The organism is Kitasatospora sp. YST-16 (assembly GCF_026802215.1).
GTDB lineage: Bacteria > Actinomycetota > Actinomycetes > Streptomycetales > Streptomycetaceae > Kitasatospora > Kitasatospora cineracea.
On record NZ_CP113837.1, the window covers coordinates 6,987,426 to 7,006,590 of the forward strand.

At 75.4% G+C, this 19,165-nt stretch carries 18 protein-coding genes and 1 pseudogene; 12 read left to right on the top strand and 7 right to left on the bottom strand.

All coding sequences use genetic code 11. The features are described from left to right. Positions 1–266: 266 nt before the first annotated feature. Both OU787_RS34690 and OU787_RS31470 read right to left on the bottom strand, forming a co-directional pair. Positions 267–668: pseudogene (locus OU787_RS34690) on the bottom strand (TSUP family transporter); the annotation flags it as partial. Next, complete coding sequence (locus tag OU787_RS31470) at positions 665–1,120, bottom strand: rhodanese-like domain-containing protein (protein ID WP_268661390.1); 456 nt, start codon at positions 1,118–1,120, stop codon at positions 665–667. The gene OU787_RS31470 and the pseudogene OU787_RS34690, both read right to left, overlap by 4 nt. 236 nt (positions 1,121–1,356) lie before the next feature. Between OU787_RS31470 and OU787_RS31475 the strand changes: the two genes are divergently transcribed. Next, complete coding sequence (locus OU787_RS31475) at positions 1,357–2,727, top strand: MBL fold metallo-hydrolase (RefSeq protein ID WP_268661391.1); 1,371 nt, start codon at positions 1,357–1,359, stop codon at positions 2,725–2,727. Positions 2,728–2,930: 203 nt separating this feature from the next. Further along, positions 2,931–3,197: a metal-sensitive transcriptional regulator gene (locus OU787_RS31480; protein WP_030461631.1), complete on the top strand. Its 267-nt coding sequence runs from the start codon at positions 2,931–2,933 to the stop codon at positions 3,195–3,197. 228 nt (positions 3,198–3,425) lie between these two features. Here the strand turns inward: OU787_RS31480 and OU787_RS31485 are convergent, their stop codons facing one another. From OU787_RS31485 to OU787_RS31495, 3 genes are all read right to left on the bottom strand, one after another. After that, the gene (locus OU787_RS31485; protein ID WP_030461630.1) at positions 3,426–3,692 is read right to left on the bottom strand and encodes a metal-sensitive transcriptional regulator; all 267 of its coding nucleotides are present in this window, start codon (positions 3,690–3,692) and stop codon (positions 3,426–3,428) included. Positions 3,693–3,818: 126 nt separating this feature from the next. Continuing rightward, positions 3,819–4,685, bottom strand: a complete 867-nt coding sequence (locus OU787_RS31490) for a lysophospholipid acyltransferase family protein (protein WP_268661392.1) — start codon at positions 4,683–4,685, stop codon at positions 3,819–3,821. Between the two features lie 67 nt (positions 4,686–4,752). After that, a complete protein-coding gene (locus tag OU787_RS31495) occupies positions 4,753–5,664 on the bottom strand; it encodes a GNAT family N-acetyltransferase (protein ID WP_035956151.1) in 912 nt (303 codons plus the stop codon). Positions 5,665–5,997: 333 nt separating this feature from the next. Between OU787_RS31495 and mptB the strand changes: the two genes are divergently transcribed. From mptB to OU787_RS31510, 3 genes are all read left to right on the top strand, one after another. Further along, complete coding sequence (gene mptB, locus OU787_RS31500; RefSeq protein ID WP_268661393.1) at positions 5,998–7,632, top strand: polyprenol phosphomannose-dependent alpha 1,6 mannosyltransferase MptB; 1,635 nt, start codon at positions 5,998–6,000, stop codon at positions 7,630–7,632. Between the two features lie 37 nt (positions 7,633–7,669). Beyond that, positions 7,670–8,938: a glycosyltransferase 87 family protein gene (locus OU787_RS31505; protein WP_051817216.1), complete on the top strand. Its 1,269-nt coding sequence runs from the start codon at positions 7,670–7,672 to the stop codon at positions 8,936–8,938. A gap of 71 nt (positions 8,939–9,009) precedes the next feature. Continuing rightward, positions 9,010–10,140, top strand: a complete 1,131-nt coding sequence (locus OU787_RS31510) for a DUF4037 domain-containing protein (protein ID WP_268661394.1) — start codon at positions 9,010–9,012, stop codon at positions 10,138–10,140. A gap of 106 nt (positions 10,141–10,246) precedes the next feature. On the opposite strand, the gene OU787_RS31515 is transcribed toward OU787_RS31510, so the two are convergent. After that, on the bottom strand, positions 10,247–10,807 hold the full coding sequence (locus OU787_RS31515; RefSeq protein WP_268661395.1) for a MarR family winged helix-turn-helix transcriptional regulator: 561 nt from the start codon (positions 10,805–10,807) through the stop codon (positions 10,247–10,249). Between the two features lie 346 nt (positions 10,808–11,153). Between OU787_RS31515 and OU787_RS31520 the strand changes: the two genes are divergently transcribed. The 6 genes from OU787_RS31520 (at position 11,154) to OU787_RS31545 (ending at position 17,226) form a co-directional block, all read left to right on the top strand. Next, positions 11,154–12,179: a hypothetical protein gene (locus tag OU787_RS31520; RefSeq protein WP_030461624.1), complete on the top strand. Its 1,026-nt coding sequence runs from the start codon at positions 11,154–11,156 to the stop codon at positions 12,177–12,179. Then, entirely contained in the window at positions 12,176–14,476 is a 2,301-nt protein-coding gene (locus OU787_RS31525; RefSeq protein WP_268661396.1) for a molybdopterin oxidoreductase family protein, read from the top strand. Before OU787_RS31520 ends, OU787_RS31525 begins: the two co-directional genes overlap by 4 nt. A 6-nt stretch (positions 14,477–14,482) precedes the next feature. Next, positions 14,483–15,100, top strand: coding sequence for a 4Fe-4S dicluster domain-containing protein (locus tag OU787_RS31530; protein WP_030461622.1), 618 nt, complete (start codon positions 14,483–14,485; stop codon positions 15,098–15,100). Beyond that, the gene (locus OU787_RS31535; protein ID WP_051817214.1) at positions 15,097–15,735 is read left to right on the top strand and encodes a QcrA and Rieske domain-containing protein; all 639 of its coding nucleotides are present in this window, start codon (positions 15,097–15,099) and stop codon (positions 15,733–15,735) included. Before OU787_RS31530 ends, OU787_RS31535 begins: the two co-directional genes overlap by 4 nt. 54 nt (positions 15,736–15,789) lie before the next feature. Further along, positions 15,790–16,158 (top strand): hypothetical protein, encoded by a 369-nt coding sequence (locus tag OU787_RS31540; RefSeq protein ID WP_030461620.1) that lies wholly within the window; start codon positions 15,790–15,792, stop codon positions 16,156–16,158. Between the two features lie 189 nt (positions 16,159–16,347). Next, on the top strand, positions 16,348–17,226 hold the full coding sequence (locus tag OU787_RS31545) for a hypothetical protein (protein WP_030461619.1): 879 nt from the start codon (positions 16,348–16,350) through the stop codon (positions 17,224–17,226). On the opposite strand, the gene OU787_RS31550 is transcribed toward OU787_RS31545, so the two are convergent. Next, the gene (locus OU787_RS31550; protein ID WP_255358107.1) at positions 17,193–18,533 is read right to left on the bottom strand and encodes a threonine/serine ThrE exporter family protein; all 1,341 of its coding nucleotides are present in this window, start codon (positions 18,531–18,533) and stop codon (positions 17,193–17,195) included. The genes OU787_RS31545 and OU787_RS31550 overlap by 34 nt on opposite strands. A gap of 111 nt (positions 18,534–18,644) precedes the next feature. On the opposite strand from OU787_RS31550, the gene OU787_RS31555 reads away from it, so the two are divergent. Further along, the gene (locus OU787_RS31555; RefSeq protein ID WP_030461617.1) at positions 18,645–19,049 is read left to right on the top strand and encodes an SHOCT domain-containing protein; all 405 of its coding nucleotides are present in this window, start codon (positions 18,645–18,647) and stop codon (positions 19,047–19,049) included. Positions 19,050–19,165 lie beyond the last annotated feature (116 nt).

A 19,165-nucleotide genomic window follows, 5' to 3' on the forward strand; every position in this document is an offset into this window, starting at 1 on the left:
CCGAGAGGCTCCGGGAGGGGGCACGGTTCGGGGTTCATCCCTGCAGGGACCATCTCCGCGGAGACGGACGCGGTTGCCGTCGCCGCCGTCACTGTCATCGTCACTGCCGAGGTGGCGACAACCGCGCCGCCGGGAGTAGGAGCAGGAGCGGGCGTCGGAACGGAAACGCGTGCGGGCCCGGATCCGGGCCTCTCGACCGCTGCCGATCCGTGAGCAGGGTGCCGTAGCTGCACCGACTCCGGGCCGCCATCTGCGTTGCCGCCGCCACCTCCGCCGCCGTCCGCGCCGGGGGCGGAGTCCGTCCGTCGTCCGCCCGCCAGCATCCGCCAGGCGGCCAGGCCGGCCAGCAGGGCGAACGCGGCGGTCAGGGCCGGGCCGGGCAGGTGGCGGGAGAGGGCGCCGCCGAGGGCGGCGAGCGGGAGTCCGGCTGCGCCGAACAGCAGTCCTTCGCGCCAGCGGACGCGTCCGGCCCGGGCGTGGGCGAGCAGGCCGGTGAGCGAGGTCACGGCGACGATCAGCAGGCTGGCGGTGGTCGCGGTGCCGGGCGTCAGCCCGATCAGGTAGATCAGCGCGGGGACGGCCAGCATGCTGCCGCCGCCACCGAGTCCGCCCAGCGCCAGGCCGACCACCGCGCCGGCGACCAGCGCCAGCAGGACGACGCTGCTCATATCGCGCCGCCGCAGTGACACTCGTCCCGATGTGCGGGCAGGTCGTTCCGGTGCGCGGGCAGCCCGTCCCGGAGCCAGGCGCGCATCCCGCCGACCACGTTCACCGTCGGCACCCCGTGCGCGTTCAGCAGCTCGGTGGCCGTCTGCGAGCGGGTGCCGGACCGGCACACCGCCAGCACCAGCCGCCCACCGGCCGCGGCCCGCACAGCACCCAGGCCACCGTCACCGCCACCGTCACCAGCGCCGCCGTCGCCGCCGTCGCCGAGGGTGCCGAGGGTGCCGAGGGTGCCGAGGGTGCCGAGCGGGACGAGGAACGAGCCGGGCGCGTGCACCTCGGCGTGCTCCTCGGGCTCGCGGACGTCGAGCAGCAGCGCCTCGCCGGTGGCGGCCAGGCGGTGCGCCGCGGCGGGGTCGATCTGTGCGGGCGCGGGCGGCTTGGGGGTCCAGGCCACGGTGTCCTCCAGGGGTGGCGGGGCGGTACGTGAGGGTTCCGGCGGCTCTCCGGGCGGCGGGGCCGTCCTCCGGGAAGATACCGGCGGGGGTATATCGTTGGTCTCGAGCATATACCCCCGCTGGTATCAACCGGTCAGCCCTCCTGGCAGTGAACTGCCTGCAATAATACCCATGGGGGTATCGAAACCGACCGGGCCGTGCCCGGCGCCCGCCCGATGCAGAGAAGAGGACCCTCGTGTTCTTCGCCCAGTACTACCTCGACTGCCTCTCCCAGGCCTCGTACCTGATCGCGGACGAGACCACCGGCCGCGCCGTGGTGGTCGACCCGCGCCGGGACGTGGACGAGTACCTCGCGGAGGCCGAGGCCCGCGGCTTCACGGTCGAGGGCGTCATCAACACCCACTTCCACGCCGACTTCCTCTCCGGCCACCTCGAACTCGCCGCCCGCACCGGCGCCTGGATCGGCTACGGGCGGCGCGCCGAGACCGAGTACCCGATCCGCAAGCTCGCCGAGGGCGAGCGGATCAGCCTCGGCGAGGTCGTCCTGGAGATCATGGAGACGCCGGGCCACACCCCCGAGTCGATCAGCGTCCTGGTCCGCGAGCGGGCCGCCGACCCCGTCCCGTACGGGGTGCTCACCGGCGACGCGCTGTTCGTCGGCGACGTCGGCCGCCCCGACCTGCTGGCCTCCGCGGGCGTCACCGCCGACCGGCTCGGCCGGATGCTCTACGACAGCGTCCAGCACAAGCTGATGGCGCTGCCCGACGAGGTCCGGGTCTTCCCCGCGCACGGCGCCGGCTCGGCCTGCGGCAAGAACCTGTCCACCGAGCGGCAGTCCACCATCGGGCAGCAGCGTGCCACCAACTACGCCTGCGCGCCGATGACCGAGGACGAGTTCGTGGGCATCGTCACCGCCGGACAGCCCACCGCCCCCGGCTACTTCGGCTACGACGCCGACCTCAACCGCCGCGACCGCGAACTGTTCGACACCGCCGCCCTCGCCGTCCCGCTGGACGCCGACGCCTTCCTCGCCCGGCGCGCCGACGGCGTCGTCGTGGTCGACGCCCGCGACCCGCTGGAGTTCGCCGCCGGACACCTCGCCGGAGCCGTCAACGTCCCCGCCGACGGGCGCTTCGCCGAGCAGTCCGGCACCGTCCTCGACCCGGCCTGGCCGCTACTGGTGATCGCCCCCGAAGGCCGCGAGCAGGAGACCGTCACCCGGCTCGCCCGGATCGGCTTCGACCGCGTCGCCGGGTACCTCGCCGACCCCGAGACCGCCTTCCGCACCGTCCCCGAACAGATGCGCCAGGCCCCCCGCCGCACCGTCGCCGACCTGCGCACCGAACTCGCCGGCGCCGAACCGCCGCTGGTCGTCGACGTCCGCGGCGAGGGCGAGCGCGCCGAGGGCAGCATCCCCGGCTCCGTCCACCTCCCGCTGGCCGAACTCCCGCACCGCCTCGGCGAGATACCGCAGGACCGCGCCGTCGTGGTGCACTGCGCCGGCGGCCACCGCTCCTCCATCGCGGCCAGCCTGCTGCGCCACCACGGCCACCCGCAGACCTCCGACCTGCTCGGCGGCTACGGCGCCTGGGCCGCCGCGGCCTGAACCGGCCGACCGGCAGGGCAGCAGCGGAGCGGGGACGTCCGGCGGGCGGGGGAATGCGCCGTCCGCCGGACGGGTTGATACGGGTGGGGGTATGAGCAGAACGTCACGACGCGTGCCACGGTGTACCAGGACAGGCTGATACGCGGCACGGAACACGGGGGCGGGCGGCAGAGGCCGCCCGCCGAGCACGAGGAGGAGACCCGATGCAGGTGGGCGACGAGGCCGTCGGCGCGGTACTGAACCGGCTGCGCCGGGCACAGGGCCAGCTGGCCGGCGTGATCGCGATGATCGAGGCCGGCCGCGACTGCAAGGACGTGGTGACCCAGCTCGCCGCCGTGTCCCGGGCCCTGGACCGCGCCGGGTTCAAGATCGTGGCCAGCGGCATGCGCCAGTGCATGGCCGAGGCCGAGGAAGGCACCGCCCCGATGAGCGAGGCCGAACTGGAGAAGCTCTTCCTGGCCCTGGCCTGAGCCGACGACCGTACGACGACGACGGCAACGACGACAACGACAACGACGACGCACCGCGCGCTCCGGCGCGGTGCGTGACGGGGCAGCGTACGGCGGAGAACGCGCTGCCCGGAGGAGCACGCTGCCACGAGAGGCCGCAGAGCGGCACGACAGCAGCGTGCGCAGACAGGCGGACAGGCAGGCAGACGGGCGGACGGCTGGGCAAGCCGGTCAGACCGGTCAGGCCGGTCAGGCCAGGGTCAGGAACATCTTCTCGAGCTCCGCCTCGCTCATCGGCGCGGCGCCCTCCTCGGCCTCGGCCAGGCACTGCCGCATCCCGCTCGCCAGGATCTTGAACCCGGCGCGGTCCAACGCGCGCGAGACGGCGGCGAGTTGCGTGACCACGTCCTTGCAGTCGCGGCCGGCTTCGATCATCGCAATCACGCCGTTCAGCTGGCCCTGTGCCCGGCGCAGCCGGTTCAGCACAGCGCCGACGGCCTCTTCGTCCACCTGCATCGAGCACCTCCTCGCCCTTTTCCGAACTCGCCCGATCATACGGGAGACACCCCGCCGTTCCGTCCCGGCCACCGTTCGGGCACCGCGGGCACACGAACCGCCCGAGCCGCCCCCCGACCTGCCCGGTTACCGCCCGGCCTCCGCCGCCACGCCCGCCGCGACCCCCGTGCCGGTCCGTGGCCCGGGCGCCTCCGGGCCGCGGACCGGACGTTCGACGGGGTGGGCGCAGGCCGCGCAGCCGGGGGCGTCGGACGGGGCGCCGTCCGGGAGGCGGCGCCGGTCGACCACCCGCTGGGCGGCCGCCGCGAGCTGTCGGCGGCCGGGGAACAGCGCGGGCGGCAGCTGCGGCAGGAACTCGACCTCCGCGCTCAGGCCGCGCACCGACACCACCCGCCACATCGAGGCCAGCAGCCCGTCCTCGCCGACGAACGCCGGTGCGGTGCTCGGCCGCCCGTCCGCGGTGCGGTAGCGCAGCGTCAGCGGCTGCACCGGCACGTCGGCCCGCACCGCCGCCTCGAACAGCGCCGGGCGGAACCGGCCGCCGCCGCGTCCGCACCAGGTGCTGCCCTCCGGGAAGACCACCACCCGCTCGCCGCGGCGCAGCGCCGCGGCGATCTCCTCGACCGTGCCGGGCAGTGCCCGCAGCCGGTCCCGGTCGATGAAGATGGTGCCGCCCCAGGAGGTCAGCGGGCCGAGCACCGGCCAGCGGCCGACCTCGGTCTTGGCCAGCATCCGGCCCGGCCGGACGGCCGCGACCAGCAGGACGTCCAGCCACGAGACGTGGTTGGACACCAGCAGCGACCCGCCGGCCTGCCGGCCCGGCGCGGCGATCGGCCGCACCCGCACGCCCAGCGAGGCCAGCAGCAGCCGCGACCACCAGCGCACCAGCCGCTCCGCCGGCAGCCAGGCCAGCGCGCGCACCAGCGGCGCCACCAGCACCCCGGCGACCAGCACCGCCAGGCACCCGGCCAGCCGCAGCACCCGGTGCGCCACCCCGCGCGGGGCCCGGCGACCGTCACGCAGTCGCCGGGCGTGCACGGCGCGGTCGGCAGCCAGGCGCTCATGCCGCCGTCGCCGTTCCGCGCGAAGTGCCGTCGCCGGCAACCGGGTCGGCGGCGGGACGGGTGTCCCCGCCGGTGATCGCGGAGAGCGGCAGGTCCGCCGCCGCGGCCAGGAAGTGCCGCAGGTAGCGCGGGTCGGTGCGCTCCAGCGACAGCAGCACGTACAGGTCGGCCACGTTGAAGTCCGGGTCGTACGCGGGCTCGCCGCACACCCAGGCGCCCAGCCGCAGGTAGCCGCGCAGCAGGGCGGGGACCGGGGTGCGGCCCGCCCGGGCCACGCCCTCGGCCGACCACGGGCGCAGCGGGGCGACCCGGTACTGCTGCGGGGCCAGGTGCTTGGCGGAGACGGCGTCCCACACCCCGGCGGCGGTCGCGCCGCCGTCGGCCAGCGGGATCGAGCAGCAGCCGGCCAGCCAGGCGTTGCCGGTGGCGGTCATGTAGCGGGCGATGCCGCCCCACATCAGGTTGATCACCGCGCCGTTGCCGCGGTGCGCCGCGGCGATGCAGGACCGCCCGACCTCCACCATGCCGTCCCGCAGCCCGCCCAGCCGGGCCAGGTCGAACTCGGTGTCGGAGTACAACCGGCCCGCGCGGCGCGCCTGTTCGGGCCGCAGCAGCCGGTAGGTGCCGACCACCTCGCCGGTGGGCTGCTCGCGCACCAGCAGGTGGTCGCAGAACTCGTCGAACGGGTCGGCGTCCAGGCCGGGCAGCGGCGAGTCGAGCACCGCGCCCATCTCGTCCGCGAACACCTGGTGGCGCAGCCGCTGGGCGGCCCGCACGTCCTCCGCGGTGCGGGCGAACACCAGCTGGTACGAGGGCTGTTGGGGCTCCGGGAGCCGGCTCGGGGCGAGCCGGGCGGCGGCCGGGGCGGCGGCGGGGAGCTGTCCGGGACGGGCGGGGGCGGTGGTCATGGCGGGACTCTCCGGGATCTCGGGGCGCGATAGGGTGGCGACGGACGGCACGGGACGACACGCAACGACACGGGCGCTCGCACCCGGACCACCGGTCGGGCGGTACCGGCCGCGGGCGGCTCCCGTATGTCTCCCCGACCCGCCTGGCACTGAGGTGGACGGCCGAGGGAGACCAGATGTGCACATGCTGAATGCCAGGTACGGCCCCTCCGGGGCGCCCTGACCCCCGCACCCGCCCCGGCCTGCGGACAGCATGAGCCGGACGCCCCGCGGCCACCCGCCGGACGCCGACTCTTCCCCCGGGGGCCACGGCGCTCTGCCAGCGTTCCCGACATGCCGAACACGGGCGCGAACGCCTACCCGAGCCGGTACCGGTGGCTCGGACTGCTGGGCTCGCTCGCCCTCGCGGCCGGCGCACTCACCTCCGGCGCTCTGCCCGCCGCCGCGACCGGCCCCACCCTGCGCGCCTCCGGCGGCGCGGGCACCGTCCTGGTCTTCGCGGGCCTGACCGTCCTCACCGCCGCCTGGCTCCTGCTCGGCCGCTCCGCCGGCGCCCCACCTGCCGACGCGCTGCCCGCCAACGCCCTGCCCGCCGAAGCCCTGCCCGCCAACGCCCTACCTGCCGAAGCCCTGTCCGCCGGCGCGCCGTCCGGCAACGGCCTTCCCGCGGCCGGCCGTTCCGCCGCCCGCACCCGTTGGCTGACGGCCACCCTGGCCTGGTGGGCCGCCCCGCTGCTGCTCCTGCCGCCGCTGTTCAGCCGCGACGCCTACAGCTACCTCGCCCAAGGGGCCATGCTGGCGGGCGGGTTCGACGTCTACGCGGACGGGCCCGCCGCGCTCGGCGGCCCGATCGCCCAGCAGATACCCCAGGTCTGGCAGCACACCCCGGCCCCCTACGGGCCCGCCTTCCTGCTGCTGGCCCGGGCCGCCGCCCCGCTCGCCGACCACCCGTACGCCGGGGTCCTGCTGCTGCGGCTGACCGCCGTCCTGGCCGTCGCCGCCCTGGCCGCCCTGCTCCCGGCCCTCGCCCGCGCCCTGGGCACCGACCCGGCGACCGCGCTGCGGCTGGGCGCGCTCAACCCGCTGGTCCTGCTGCACCTGGTCGCAGGGGCCCACAATGACGCCGTCCCGCTCGCCCTGATGCTCGCCGGCCTGCTCGCCGCCACCCGCCGCCGGCCCCTGCCGGCCGCCGCCCTGATCACCCTGGCGGCCCTGACCAAGGCCCCCGCCGCCCTCGCCCTCCCCGCCGCCTGGTGGCTCGCCACCGCCGTCCCGCCCCCGGACGGCCCGCCCCGTCCGACCACCGCGCTCCGCCGCGGCCCCCACCCGGCTGCGGTCGGGACCCGGTGGGCCGGAACCCCGACCCGCGCCTTCCGCGTCTTCCGCGCCGGGCCCGGTCGGGCCGCTGCGCCCCGTCCGGGCGCGGCCCCCGACCGCGGCCACCGGCTGCGCTGCGCCGCCGCGGTCCTGGCGGTCGCCGCCGGCACCACGGCCGCCGTCACCGCCGTGGCCGGGACCGGCTACGGCTGGGTCTCCGCGCTCACGACCCCGGCCACCGCGAGCAGTTGGTCGCCGAGCAGCGGGCTGGGCCGGCTGGCCGCCGCGCTGGCGGGCATCGCGCCGGAGGGGCCGGTCGCGGGCGCCCGGCTGCTCGGGGCGGCGGTGGCGGTGGCGGCGGTCGTCCTACTGGCGGTGCGGGTGGCGCGGCGGGGAGCGGGCCGGTGGCGGCCCTGGCGCTCGCGTTCGGGGCGGTGGTCGCGCTCGGACCGGCCTTCCGGCCCTGGTACGCGCTGTGGTGCGCCGTCCCGGCCGCGCTCGCGGCCCGGACCGCCGGTGCCCGCCGGGCGGTGGAACTCGCCTGCGCGGCACTGGCGTTCGCCGTCATGCCGGACGGATTCGAGCCGGACTCCGCCGAGTTGGTGCTGGCGGCCGGCGGCCTCGTCCTCGGGGCGGCCGCGGTCATGCTGACGGAGCGTCAACTCACCTTCCAGGAAAGGCAGCCGGCGTGCTGACCCGCGGCACCACCACCGCCAGGACTGCGGTGCTCGCCGTCGCCGTCCTGGCCACCACCTTGATCCTGGCGTTCATCCCGGGCCACCGGGGCTGGTTCGACGCCGGCGTGTACTACGGCACGGTGCGGCACTGGGCCGCGACCGGGCAGCTCTACGACTACGTCCGGCCCGGCACCCCGTACGGGTTCACCTACCCGCCGTTCGCGGCCGTCTGCATGCTGCCGATGCGGCTGCTCGGCTGGCACCCGGCGATCGCGGTCGGGGTCGCGCTGTCCGCCGTCGCCACCGCGCTGCTGCTGTACTGGATCGTCGACCCGATCGCCCGCCGCCGGGGCTGGTGCCGCTGGTACGCGTTCGGCCTCGCGGCCTGCCTGTGCGGCCTGAGCAACCCCGTCCGCGACACCTTCAGCTTCGGCCAGGTCAACCTGCTGCTGGTCGCCCTGGTGTTCGCCGACCGTGAGCTGACGAGCCGTCAATTCACCAGCAGGAAATGGCAGTTGCTTGCCGGGGTGGGCACCGGACTGGCCGCCGCGATCAAGCTGACCCCGGCGCTGTTCATCGTCCACCTGCTGCTGACCCGCCGGTGGCGGGCCGCCGCGACGGCCACCGCCACCGCGCTCGGCGCCACCGGGGCGGGCTTCCTGGCCGGCCCGGAGGTCTCCCGCCAGTTCTGGACCGTCACCCTCTGGGACACCGACCGGGTCGGCGGCTTCGCCAACATGTCCAACCAGTCCCTGCAGGGCCTGATCGCCCGGCTCGGCCCCCAACTCCCCGGCCGGGCCCTGTGGGTGGCCGCCTCGCTGGCCGTCCTCGCGCTCTGGGCGTACCGCCTGCACCGGGCCGAAGCGGCCCGCGACAGCCTCGCCGCGTACAGCCTCACCGGCATCGCCTGCTGCCTGGTCAGCCCGATCACCTGGGTGCACCACCTGGTGTGGATGCTGCCCGCCCTGGTCGTCCTCGCCGACGCCGCACTGGACCGCACCCGGCGCCGCCGCACCCTGCTCACCCTCTGCTGGCTGCTCCAACTCGTGCTCTCCAGCGGCATGGTGTGGCTCTGGCGCCCCGACGGCCGCGACCTCGGCACCCTGTTCGGCGGCAGCGCGTACGTCCTGGCCACCCTCGGCCTGCTGCTCGCCCTGCCGATCCGCCGCCACCCCGAGGAACCGCGCCCGCCGGCCCGCCCGCAGCAGGCCACCGCCCCCGCCGTCCGCCTCCCGCAGCGCACCGCCCCCGCCCGCGAACGCCCGGCCCCCGTCGGCTGAACGGGCGGCCCCGCCCCGCCGCGGGGATAAGCGGTGGACCCCGCCCGACCCGCTCCGCCACAGTGGGCCGCATGACCGCACCCGCCCCGCCGGACCCGCCCTTCGTCCCCGGGCTGGACCTCGCCCGGGCCCTGTACGAGGAGGCGGTCCGGCCGATCCTGGCGGACACCCACCCGGGCCTGCCGTACGCCGCGGCCCGGATCGGCCCCGGCTCCGAGGTGCTCGGCCTCGACAGCGCGCGCTCCACCGACCACGACTGGGGCCCGCGCCTGCAGCTCTTCCTCGCCCCGGACGACGCCCGCCGGCACGGCCCCGCCCTGCACCGGCTGCTCGCCGAACGCCTCCCCGGCCGGATCCGCGGCTGGTCCACCCACTACCGCGGCAGCGGCGACCCGGACGACCCGGTCAGCCACCTGGCCCCCGCCGACGGCCCGGTCGACCACCGGGTCACCGTCCACGACCTGCCCGGCTGGCTCGCCGAGCGCCTCGGCCCGCCCGCCGCCGCCTGGACCGCCGCCGAACCGTCCGCCACCGACTGGCTGGCCCTCCCGCAGCAGCGGCTCGCCGAGTTCACCGGCGGCGCCGTCCTCCACGACGGCCCCGGCATGCTCACCGCCGCCCGCGCCCGCCTGCGCTGGTACCCCGACCATGTGTGGCGCCACCTGCTGGCCTGCCAGTGGCAGCGGATCGCCCAGGAGGAGGCGTTCGTCGGCCGCTGCGCCGAGGCGGGCGACGACCTCGGCGCCGCCGTGACCACCGCCCGCCTGGTCCGCGACCTGATGCGGCTCGCCCTCCTGATGGGCCGCCGCTACGCCCCGTACGGCAAGTGGCTCGGCAGCGCCTTCGCCCGCCTCGACACCGGCCCCGCCCTCGCCCCGGCCCTGCGCGCCGCCCTCGCCGCCCCCGACCCGGCCGCGAAAGCCCGCCACCTGGCCGACGCGTACGAGGCCGCGGCCCGCGCGCACAACGCGCTCGGGCTGACCGAGCCGCTCGACCCGGCCCGCCGCCGCTACCACAGCCGCCCGTACCCGGTCCTGCACGCCGACCGCTTCGCCCGCGCCCTGCAACGCACCGTCACCGAACCGCAGTTGCGCGAGCGCCCGCTGATCGGCGCCGTCGACCAGTGGGCCGACAGCACCGACCTGCTGGCCCACCCGGGCGTCGTCCGCGCCGCCGTCGACGCCCTGGCGGGGGAGGACTGACGGGGCCGGTCGGGAGGCGCTGACCGGCCGCCAGCGGGAAGTGCCCGTGCGCGCGCTCGTGCAGGAACTCCGGCCGAGGGACGGCGCGGGCGGCGCGGGCGGCCGGTCAGCGCCCGCCGCGGCCCAGGTACTGCTCCAGTTGCTGCTGGTTGGCGACCACGCGCAGGCACAGGTGCCGGAAGGCGGCCAGCTCCCCGGGGGTGAAGCCGCGGAAGACCGCGGCCATCGCGCGCCGGGTGGGGACGCGGAAGTCCTCGAGCCAGTCGCGGCCCGCGGGGGTGATGGTGGCGCGCACCGAGCGCCGGTCGTCGGGGTCGGGGACGCGGCGGGCCAGGCCCTCGCCCTCCAGGGTGTCGACCAGGCCGGTCACGTTGCGCGAGCTGACGCCGCCCGCGCGGGCGAGTTCGCCGATGCTCAGGCCCGCCGGGTCGGCGCCGGCGAGCCGGGCGAGCACGTCGAGCGCCCCGGAGCTGAGGCCGCGTCCGCCCGCGCCGTGCGAGCGGAGCCGGTCGACGGCCTGCGAGGCGGAGCGGACCGCGGCGGCGGCCTCCAGGGCGAGCGTGTCTCCGTCGGGGTCGAACGCGCTCATGGCGGCGCGCACGCCGGGGTCGTAGAGGTGGCCGTCGGTGTCCTCGACCGGCCCGGAATTGTGTACGTCCTTCAACATGAAGACCTACCCTAATGGCTGATGTCCCGTCAGGCCAGCCCTTCCGGAGAGGGCCCTGCCGCCCACCACGGCCGGTCCCCCCGCCGGGGCAGCCGCGCCGCCCGCTCACCCGTCCGGCGCAGCGACGCGCCGCCGACGGTGCAGACGGCGGGCTCCGGGCGGGGGTGATCGCTAGCGTCCGGCGGAGAGAACGTCAGGTCGAGTGGGTCGTCGAACGCTGAGGAGAGTGCGCGTGGCCGGGACAGCGCCGCCCGCGGAGGGCAGACCGACCGGGGGCGGCCCGGTCGGGGACGGGCCGGGCGGGGGAGGCGCGGAGGCGGTCGAGCCGTCGCCCGGCTCGGCGACGGTGGTGCGCGCCTCGGTGGTCGCCGCCGCGGCCAGTGCGCTGCTGGTGGTGGCGATCGTGCTGGGCAGCCGGGGCCTGCGGGACTTCGACTCGGCGCTGGTGCCGTACGCGGTGGCGTCGGTGTTCCTCACCTTCGGCGTGGTCTACCGCTACGTGGTGTGGGTGTCCGCGCCCGCCGCCCGCCGGCTGTTCGTGGCGGGCTGGAAGGCCGCGCTGTCCTGGGAGAACCTCAAGCGTTCGCCCGCCGCGCTGCCCCGGATGATCGCCACCTACCTGGGCTTCCAGAAGTTCCTCGGCGCCCGCTCGCACGCCCGCTGGGCCGCGCACCAACTCATCTTCTGGGGCTGCCTGCTGGCCGCCGCGATCACCTTCCCGCTGACCTGGGGCTGGTTCACCTTCACCTCCTCCAGCGCGGCCGGCCCGGGCTACGAGATGCGGCTGTGGGGCTTCAAGCTGTTCGGCTTCGACTCCGGCAGCTTCCTCGGCTGGGCGCTCTACCACGGCCTGGACCTGGCCGCCGTGCTGGTGATCGGCGGCGCCGGCTACTTCCTGTGGCGGCGGGTGCGCGACCGCGCCGCCACCACCGGACAGCGCTTCGGCTACGACTTCCTGCCGCTGCTGGCCCTGGTCACCATCTCGGTCACCGGCCTGCTGCTGACCTTCTCCGAGATGTTCCTGCACGGCGGCGGCTACGAGTTCCTGGCGATCCTGCACATGGCCTCGGTCGTCCTGACCCTGGTCTACCTGCCGTTCGGCAAGTTCTTCCACATCGTGCAGCGCCCGGCCGCGGTCGGCATGCAGCTGTTCAAGTACACGGCCCGGCGCGGGGGTTCGGACGCCGAGGAACTGCAGGGGTGCCGGCGCTGCGGCCGGCCGATCGACACCGTCGCGGCGGTGGACAACCTGCGCGCCACCATGCGCGACCTGCAGCTGGGCTTCGACGGGTGGGCCGAGTACTGCCCCCGTTGCAAGCGGGTGCTGCGCGGCAACGCCTACCTGTCGAACGTCAAGCGGGGGTTCAAGTGAGCCACGAGCACGTCCCGTTGGACCCGAGCGTCGCCCCGCTCGGGACCCGCAACTTCCGCGACGCGGGCGGCCTGCCCGCCGCCGCCTGGCGGGCCGACCAGACCGAGCAGACCCTCGTCCCCACGCACTGCTGCTTCTGCGGCGTGCAGTGCGGGATGTACCTACGGGTGGACGGCCGCGGCAAGGTGTTCGGCGTCGAGCCGCGCAACCACGACATCAACCGGATGCGGCTGTGCCCCAAGGGCGTCAACGCCTACCAGCAGGTCAACCACCCGGATCGGCTGACCGCGCCGCTGATGCGCCGCAGCCGCGACGAGCCGTTCCGGGAGGCGAGCTGGGAGGAGGCGCTGGACTTCACCGTCGCCGAGATCCAGCGGATCCAGGGCGAGAGCGGCCGGGACGCGTTCGGGATGCTCGGTGGGGCCAGCCTGTTCTCCGAGAAGACGTACCTGGTCGGCAAGTTCGCCCGGGTCGCGCTGAAGACCCGGCACGTCGACTACAACGGCCGGCTGTGCATGGTGAGCGCCGCCGGCGCCAACAAGCTGGCCTTCGGCATCGACCGGGCGGGCAACCCGTTCTCCGACATCCTGCAGACCCAGTGCCTGCTGATCGCCGGGTCGAACGTCGGCGAGTGCTTCCCGGTGATGACCCAGTACGTGTGGGGCGCCCGGGACCGCGGCGCCACCCTGATCGTCGTCGACCCGCGGGAGACCGCCGTCGCCCGCACCGCCGACATCCACGTCGCGCTCAAGTCCGGTACGGACTCGGCGTTCTTCAACGCGGTGCTGCACGTCATCGTCGAGGAGGGCCTGACCGACGAGGCGTTCCTGGCCGAGCACACCACCGGCTGGGAGGAGGTCAGGGCCGCCGTCAAGGCGTACCCGCCCGCCCGGGCCGCCGAGATCTGCGGCATCCCGGCGGAGCAAGTCGTCCAGGTGGCACGGGTGTTCGGGAGGGCGGACCGGGCGATGGCCTGGCACGCGCGCGGCATCGAGCACCACACCCAGGGCGTGGAGAACTGCCTGACCGTGATCAACCTGTGCACCGCCACCGGCAACCTGGGCCGCCCCGGCGCCGGTTACGGCACCATCACCGGCCAGGGCAACGGCCAGGGCGGCCGCGAGCACGGCCAGAAGTCCGACCTGCTGCCCGGCGGCCGCTCCATCAACGACCCGGTGCACCGCCGGCAGGTCGCCGCGATCTGGGGCATCGAGGAGTCCGAACTCCCGCAGGCCGGAACCTCGATGATGGAGATGGTCTGGCAGATGCAGCGCGGCGAGATCCGCGGCCTGATCGGCGTCTGCAACAACCCGTTCGTCTCGCTGCCCAACTACGCCGTGGTGAAGGACGGTTACGACAAGCTGGAGTTCCACGCCCAGCTCGACTTCTTCCTCTCCGAGACCGCCGCCAACGCCCACGTGGTCCTCCCCGTCACCACCTGGGCCGAGGACGAGGGCGTGATGGCCAACGCCGAGGCCCGGGTGGTCAAGCACAACAAGGCCCAGGAGCCGCCCCCGGGCGTGCGCACCGACACCTGGGTGATGTGCGAGATCGCCCGGCGCCTCGGCGAGGGAAGCAAGTTCGCCTTCGAGGGCTCCAAGGACGTCTTCGACGAACTGCGCCGCGCCTCGGCCGGCACCGTCATCGACTACTACGGCATCACCTACGAGCGGCTGGAGGAGACCGGCGGCATCGCCTGGCCCTGCCCCAGCCTCGACCACCCGGGCACGCCGCGGCTGTTCGAGGGCGGGAAGACCTCCCACCCGGACCAGAAGGTGCACATGCAGGTGGTGGAGTGGCACCCGCCGGCCGACCCGTACAGCGACGAGTACCCGATGACGCTGACCACCGGGCGCACCGTCGCGCACTTCCTGTCCGGCAACCAGACCCGCCGCCTGGGCGGCCTGGTCGAGCAGACGCCCCGCCCCTGGGTGGAGGTGCACCCCTCGCACGGCTTCCGCAACGGGGAGCCGGTGCGGGTGGTGACCCGGCGCGGCAGCGAGGTGCTGCCCGCGCTGGTGACCGAGGCGATCCGCCCCGACCACGTGTTCGTGCCCTACCACTGGCCGTACCCCGTCGCCGCGAACGCGCTGACCGTCGACGCGCTCGACCCGCGCTCGAAGATCCCCGAGTACAAGGTGTGCGCGGTGCGGATCGAACGGGCCGAGCAGATCGACCCGGTGCCCGCGCCGCCGGTGCCGCCGGGCCGCGAGGCCTACCCGGAGGCCCAGGTCTCCCGCACCGACCCGCTGCCGCCGACCTCGCCGCAGGGCCGCGGCACCGCCGAGAGGGGCTGACCGAGGATGCTGGGACGCACCATCTTCATCGACCCGGGCCGCTGCATCGGCTGCCAGGCCTGCGTGTCGGCCTGCCGCGAGTGCGACTCGCACCGCGGCAAGTCGATGATCCACCTGGACTACCCGGACGAGGGCCACACCGTCGCCTCGCTGCCCACCGTCTGTATGCACTGCGAGGACCCGGTCGCGCCGTGCGCCGAGGTCTGCCCCGCCGAGGCGATCCTGATCACCGCCGACGGCGTGGTGCAGGAGGCCGACCCGACCCGCTGCATCGGCTGCGCGAACTGCGTCAACGCCTGCCCGTTCGGCGTGCCCAAGATCGACCTGGAGGCCAAGCTCCAGATGAAGTGCAACCTCTGCTACGACCGCACCTCCTACGGCCTGGCCCCGATGTGCGCCACCGTCTGCCCCACCGGCGCCCTGTTCTACGGCACCGTCGAGGAACTCCAGGCCGAACGGCCCGGCGTGGACGTCTCCACGCTGTTCGCGTTCGGCGACACCGTGGTCTCCACCGGCGTCGCCATGGTGGTGCCGGGCGAACGGCAGACCCCCGTCCCCGGCGGGACGCTCAACCTGATCGAGGTCAACGGGCGCCCCGCGCCCGGGAACGGAGCGAGGGCGTGACCGGCCCCGGCAACTCCCCCGAGCCGTACGGCACCGCGGACCCGGACGGCCACCGGGCCGAACGGGCCGCGCTCAAGGAACGGATCAGCGCCGACTCGCTGACCACCCGGCGCGACTACCTGCGGATCGTCGCCACCGTCTCCGGCGGCCTGGTGGTCGGCTCCACCGTCGTCTCGGCCGGCGTGCTGCACCGCCACGGCGACGGCAGCGCCGCCCCGCTGAAGGTCGCCGACCGGATCGAGCGCGGCGAGGCGGTCAGCTTCGACTACCCCGGCGAGGACGACCGGGCGATGGCGATCCGGCTGCCCGACGGCACCCTGGTCGGCTACTCCACGGTCTGCACCCACCTGGCCTGCGGGGTGCTCTGGCGGCGCGACCACGGCAGTGACGGCGACCTCTACTGCCCGTGCCACGAAGGGCAGTTCGACTCCCGCACCGGCGAGGTCACCGGCGGACCGCCGCCCCGCCCGCTGCCCAAGGTGGTGGTGGTCGAGGACGCCCAGGGCGCGGTCTGGGCGATCGGCACCGCCCGCTCCGGCGAAGCCGAGGAGGCCGGCCTGTGCCGCGGCCTGACCGCCCGCAACCCGGCCCTCGCCGAGGCCGCCGGCTGCGCCACCCGCCGCAGCGGCCGCTGACCGGCGCGCACGGGACGAACTGACGAGACGTCAACTCGCTTGTGGAGGTGCGTGATGAGCGTTCCCGAAGGCCACTACCCGCAGGGCTACCACCCGGGCAGCGACGAACCCCGGCTCAACCGGCCCGTCCACGAACGGTACCCGCAGATCCGGGCCACCTCCGGCTACGCCGACCCCCGGGTCTCGGCGACCGGCCCCGGCCCCGGCGCGGGCACCGACCAGCAGCCCGAGCGCTCGGCGATCCTGTCCGCCCGGGTCGCCCTCGCCGTCACCATCGTGATCGGCCAGCTGTGGGCGCTGAACACCGCCACCAACGCCTGGATGCGCGGCCAGACCGGCACCGCCTGGTGGTGCACCGGATTCAGTGCCGCGTCCTTCCTGGTCGTCCTGCTCGCCTGGCGGGTCTCACCCAACGACCGCTGACCGCCCGGCCGTTGCCCCCGGTCACGATTCGCCACCACCCGCCCCCACCGCGTTCCGCAACCGGGCGGCGGCCCGTACGCTGTCCCCCTGGTCGCTCCGGCGGCCGACGGGACACACCGCGGGGTGGGCGGCCGACGAGCCGGCACCCGCCGGGTCGCGCGCCGTGCGGGCGCGGGAAGGGCACAGCGCATGACGGAGCACGCCACCACCGAGACGGTCCAGCCCAGGCCGTTCCCCGACCGGCAGGCCGTGCTCCGCGCCGCCGTCCTGGTCCCCGTCACGGTGGCCCACATGCACGACGCCCACCCGCACGGCCCGCTCACCCTCGCCGCCACCGAACCCGTCGGCGCGCACACCGGCGGCCTCGACTGGGACGGGCGGCGCCTGGTCGTCCACCCCGCCCCCGCCACGGTGGTCGGCGCCCGGATCGAGATCCTCACCGTCGGCGACCACCCGCTCGGACACGCCGTCAAAGGCCCCGGCGAGCAGGTGAGTTGGCCGCAGTGGGCCCGCCTCGGCGACACCCCCGTGGCCTGGCACGGACAGCCCGACCTGCTCACCGAGGGCGGCCACTACCCGTGCCGGCTCAACCTCACCGGCGAACAGCGCGCCCTGCTGGTGCAGGCCGAGGGCGAGCACGGCCTCGACTTCAACGAGGCCCTGCTGCGCGTCACCCGCCCGCTCGCCGAGGCCGTCGAGCAGCTGCCCGACGGCCTCGGCCGCACCGAGGCCGTCGAGCGCCTGACCGCCCTGCTGGCCGACCGCGGCGCCCGCTACCTCGTCCCCGCCGACCCGCACCACCTGCCCGGCTGGGAGCCCCACCTGCGCCGCGCCTACCGGGCCCTCGACGCCCAGGCCCGGGCCCGCCGCGACGAACGGCCCACCCCCGCGACCGCCGCCCACCGCCCCGTCCGCTACGACGCCCTGGTGCGGACCGGCCACGACGGCGGGCCGGAGATCGTGCTGACGCCCGTGCTGCGCCGCTCCGGCCAGTGGCTCGCGGCGATGGACCCGACCGCGCTCGATCTGCCCTGCTACGGCAGCGGCGGCGGGGCCGCGGCCGGGTAGTCGGGGGAGACCGGCAGCGGCTGCGGGCGCTGGGCGAGCACCGAGCCGACCAGCAGGCCGACGGCGATCGCCACCACCGTGGTCACCATCGACAGCAGGTCGTGGAACCCCCGCACCGGATGCCCGCCGGCCAGGCTGGTCAGGCCGCGCATCCCCAGCGAGCCCACGGTCAGCGTGAAGAACCCCGGCAGCGCCAGCAGCATCCGCGGCGGCCGCCCCGGCCCGGCCGCCACCACCGTGGCCAGCACCCCCAGCGCCACCGCCGCCGCGAACGTCCCGCCCACCTCCCCGACCAGCTTCGTCGCCCCCGACTGCACCGCCACCGTCAGGTACACCGTCCCCAGCAGCACCGGCAGCAGCCGCCACGGCACCGCGAACGCCAGCACCGTGCCGAGGGTGAACACCACCCAGGACAGGAACGTCGCCCAGCGCGGCAGGTCGGCGTGCGCCGCCACGTCGAACATCGCCGAGGTGTCGCCGCCGGTCGCGTACACCCCGAGCATCACGCCCAGGTACAGCTGCAGCAGCAGGAACACCGCGTACACCAGGCGCACCGCGCCCGTGGTGAGGAAGCCCGCGGCCAGCTCGACGGCCGCCGCCGACAGCAGGTCGCCGGGGACGAAGTAGAACAGCGCCGGGAGCATCAGCAGCACCGCCCCGCCGTGCGCCGGAGTCCGGGCGAACACCTCCAGCACCAGCACCGACACCGCCGTCGCCGCCACCAGCGGCAGCACCCGCGCCAGCCGCGGCCACCGCCCCGCCGCCACCGCCAGCACCGCCGTGACCAGGCCCAGCAGCGCACTGCTGCCGATCTCGTACCAGGTCGGCTGCATCAGCGGCGCGAACCCCACCGTGAACAGCACGATGCCCAGCCCCTTGAGCCACCACGGGTACGGGGCGGGCGCGCCGTCGATCGCCGCCAGCCGCCGCTCCGCCTCCGCGAGGGGGGTGCCGCCCCGTGCGACCCGGTGCGCCCAGGGCTTGAGCGCGGCCACCTTGTCCAGCCGGGCGACGTCCGGGAAGGACCGCACCGCGACCGTCGCCGTGCGGCCGCCCAGCAGCACGGTCAGCGCCGCGCCGTCCGGGACCAGCACCATCGAGGTGCGGGCGCCGAAACCCGCCCCGACCCGCGCCACCGTCCGCTCGACCTCCGAGGCGCCCTCGCCGCTCGCCGCCAGCAGCATCCCGGCCAGCCGCGCCAGCAGCGCCGTCACCTGCTCCAGGGACACCCCGTCGCCGTCCCGCTCCGCGGCCGCCGTCCGTCCGCCGTCCACCATCCGCGCCTCCCGCGCCGCCGAACCCGACACCGGCTCACATCCTCGCCCGGCCCGCGGCGCCCCGCGCGGAGGCGGGCCGCCGACATGCGATGTCCGAAATGTGGTGATACCACTCGAAGGACCTGTGAAGGGAGCCAGTCGATGGACGACTACCCGGCGCTCAACCTGTTCTGGACCATGCTGTGGCTGTTCCTGTGGATCCTGTGGTTCTTCCTGATGTTCAAGGTCCTCACCGACATCTTCCGCAGCCACGACATGGGCGGCTGGGGCAAGGCCGGCTGGACGATCTTCGTGATCCTGCTGCCCTACCTCGGCGTCCTGGTCTACCTGATCGTCCGCGGCAAGGAGATGGGCCAACGCGACCGGGCCCTCGCCGCCCAGGCCGAGGGCGAGTTCCAGGACTACATCCGCAAGGCCGCCGGCACCGACGACCGGAACACCGGACCGCGGCACGTCGACGAACTCGCCCGGCTCGCCGACCTGAAGAACAGCGGCGCGATCTCCGAGGACGAGTTCCGGGCCGCCAAGCAGAAACTGCTCACCTGACACCGCACCGAGCACGGCCCGGGCCGGCGCGGGAACCCCACCCGCACCGGCCCGGGCCCGCGTACCGGGAGCGCCGCACGGCGCACGAGCAGAGCCGGGCAGGAACCCACGCACCC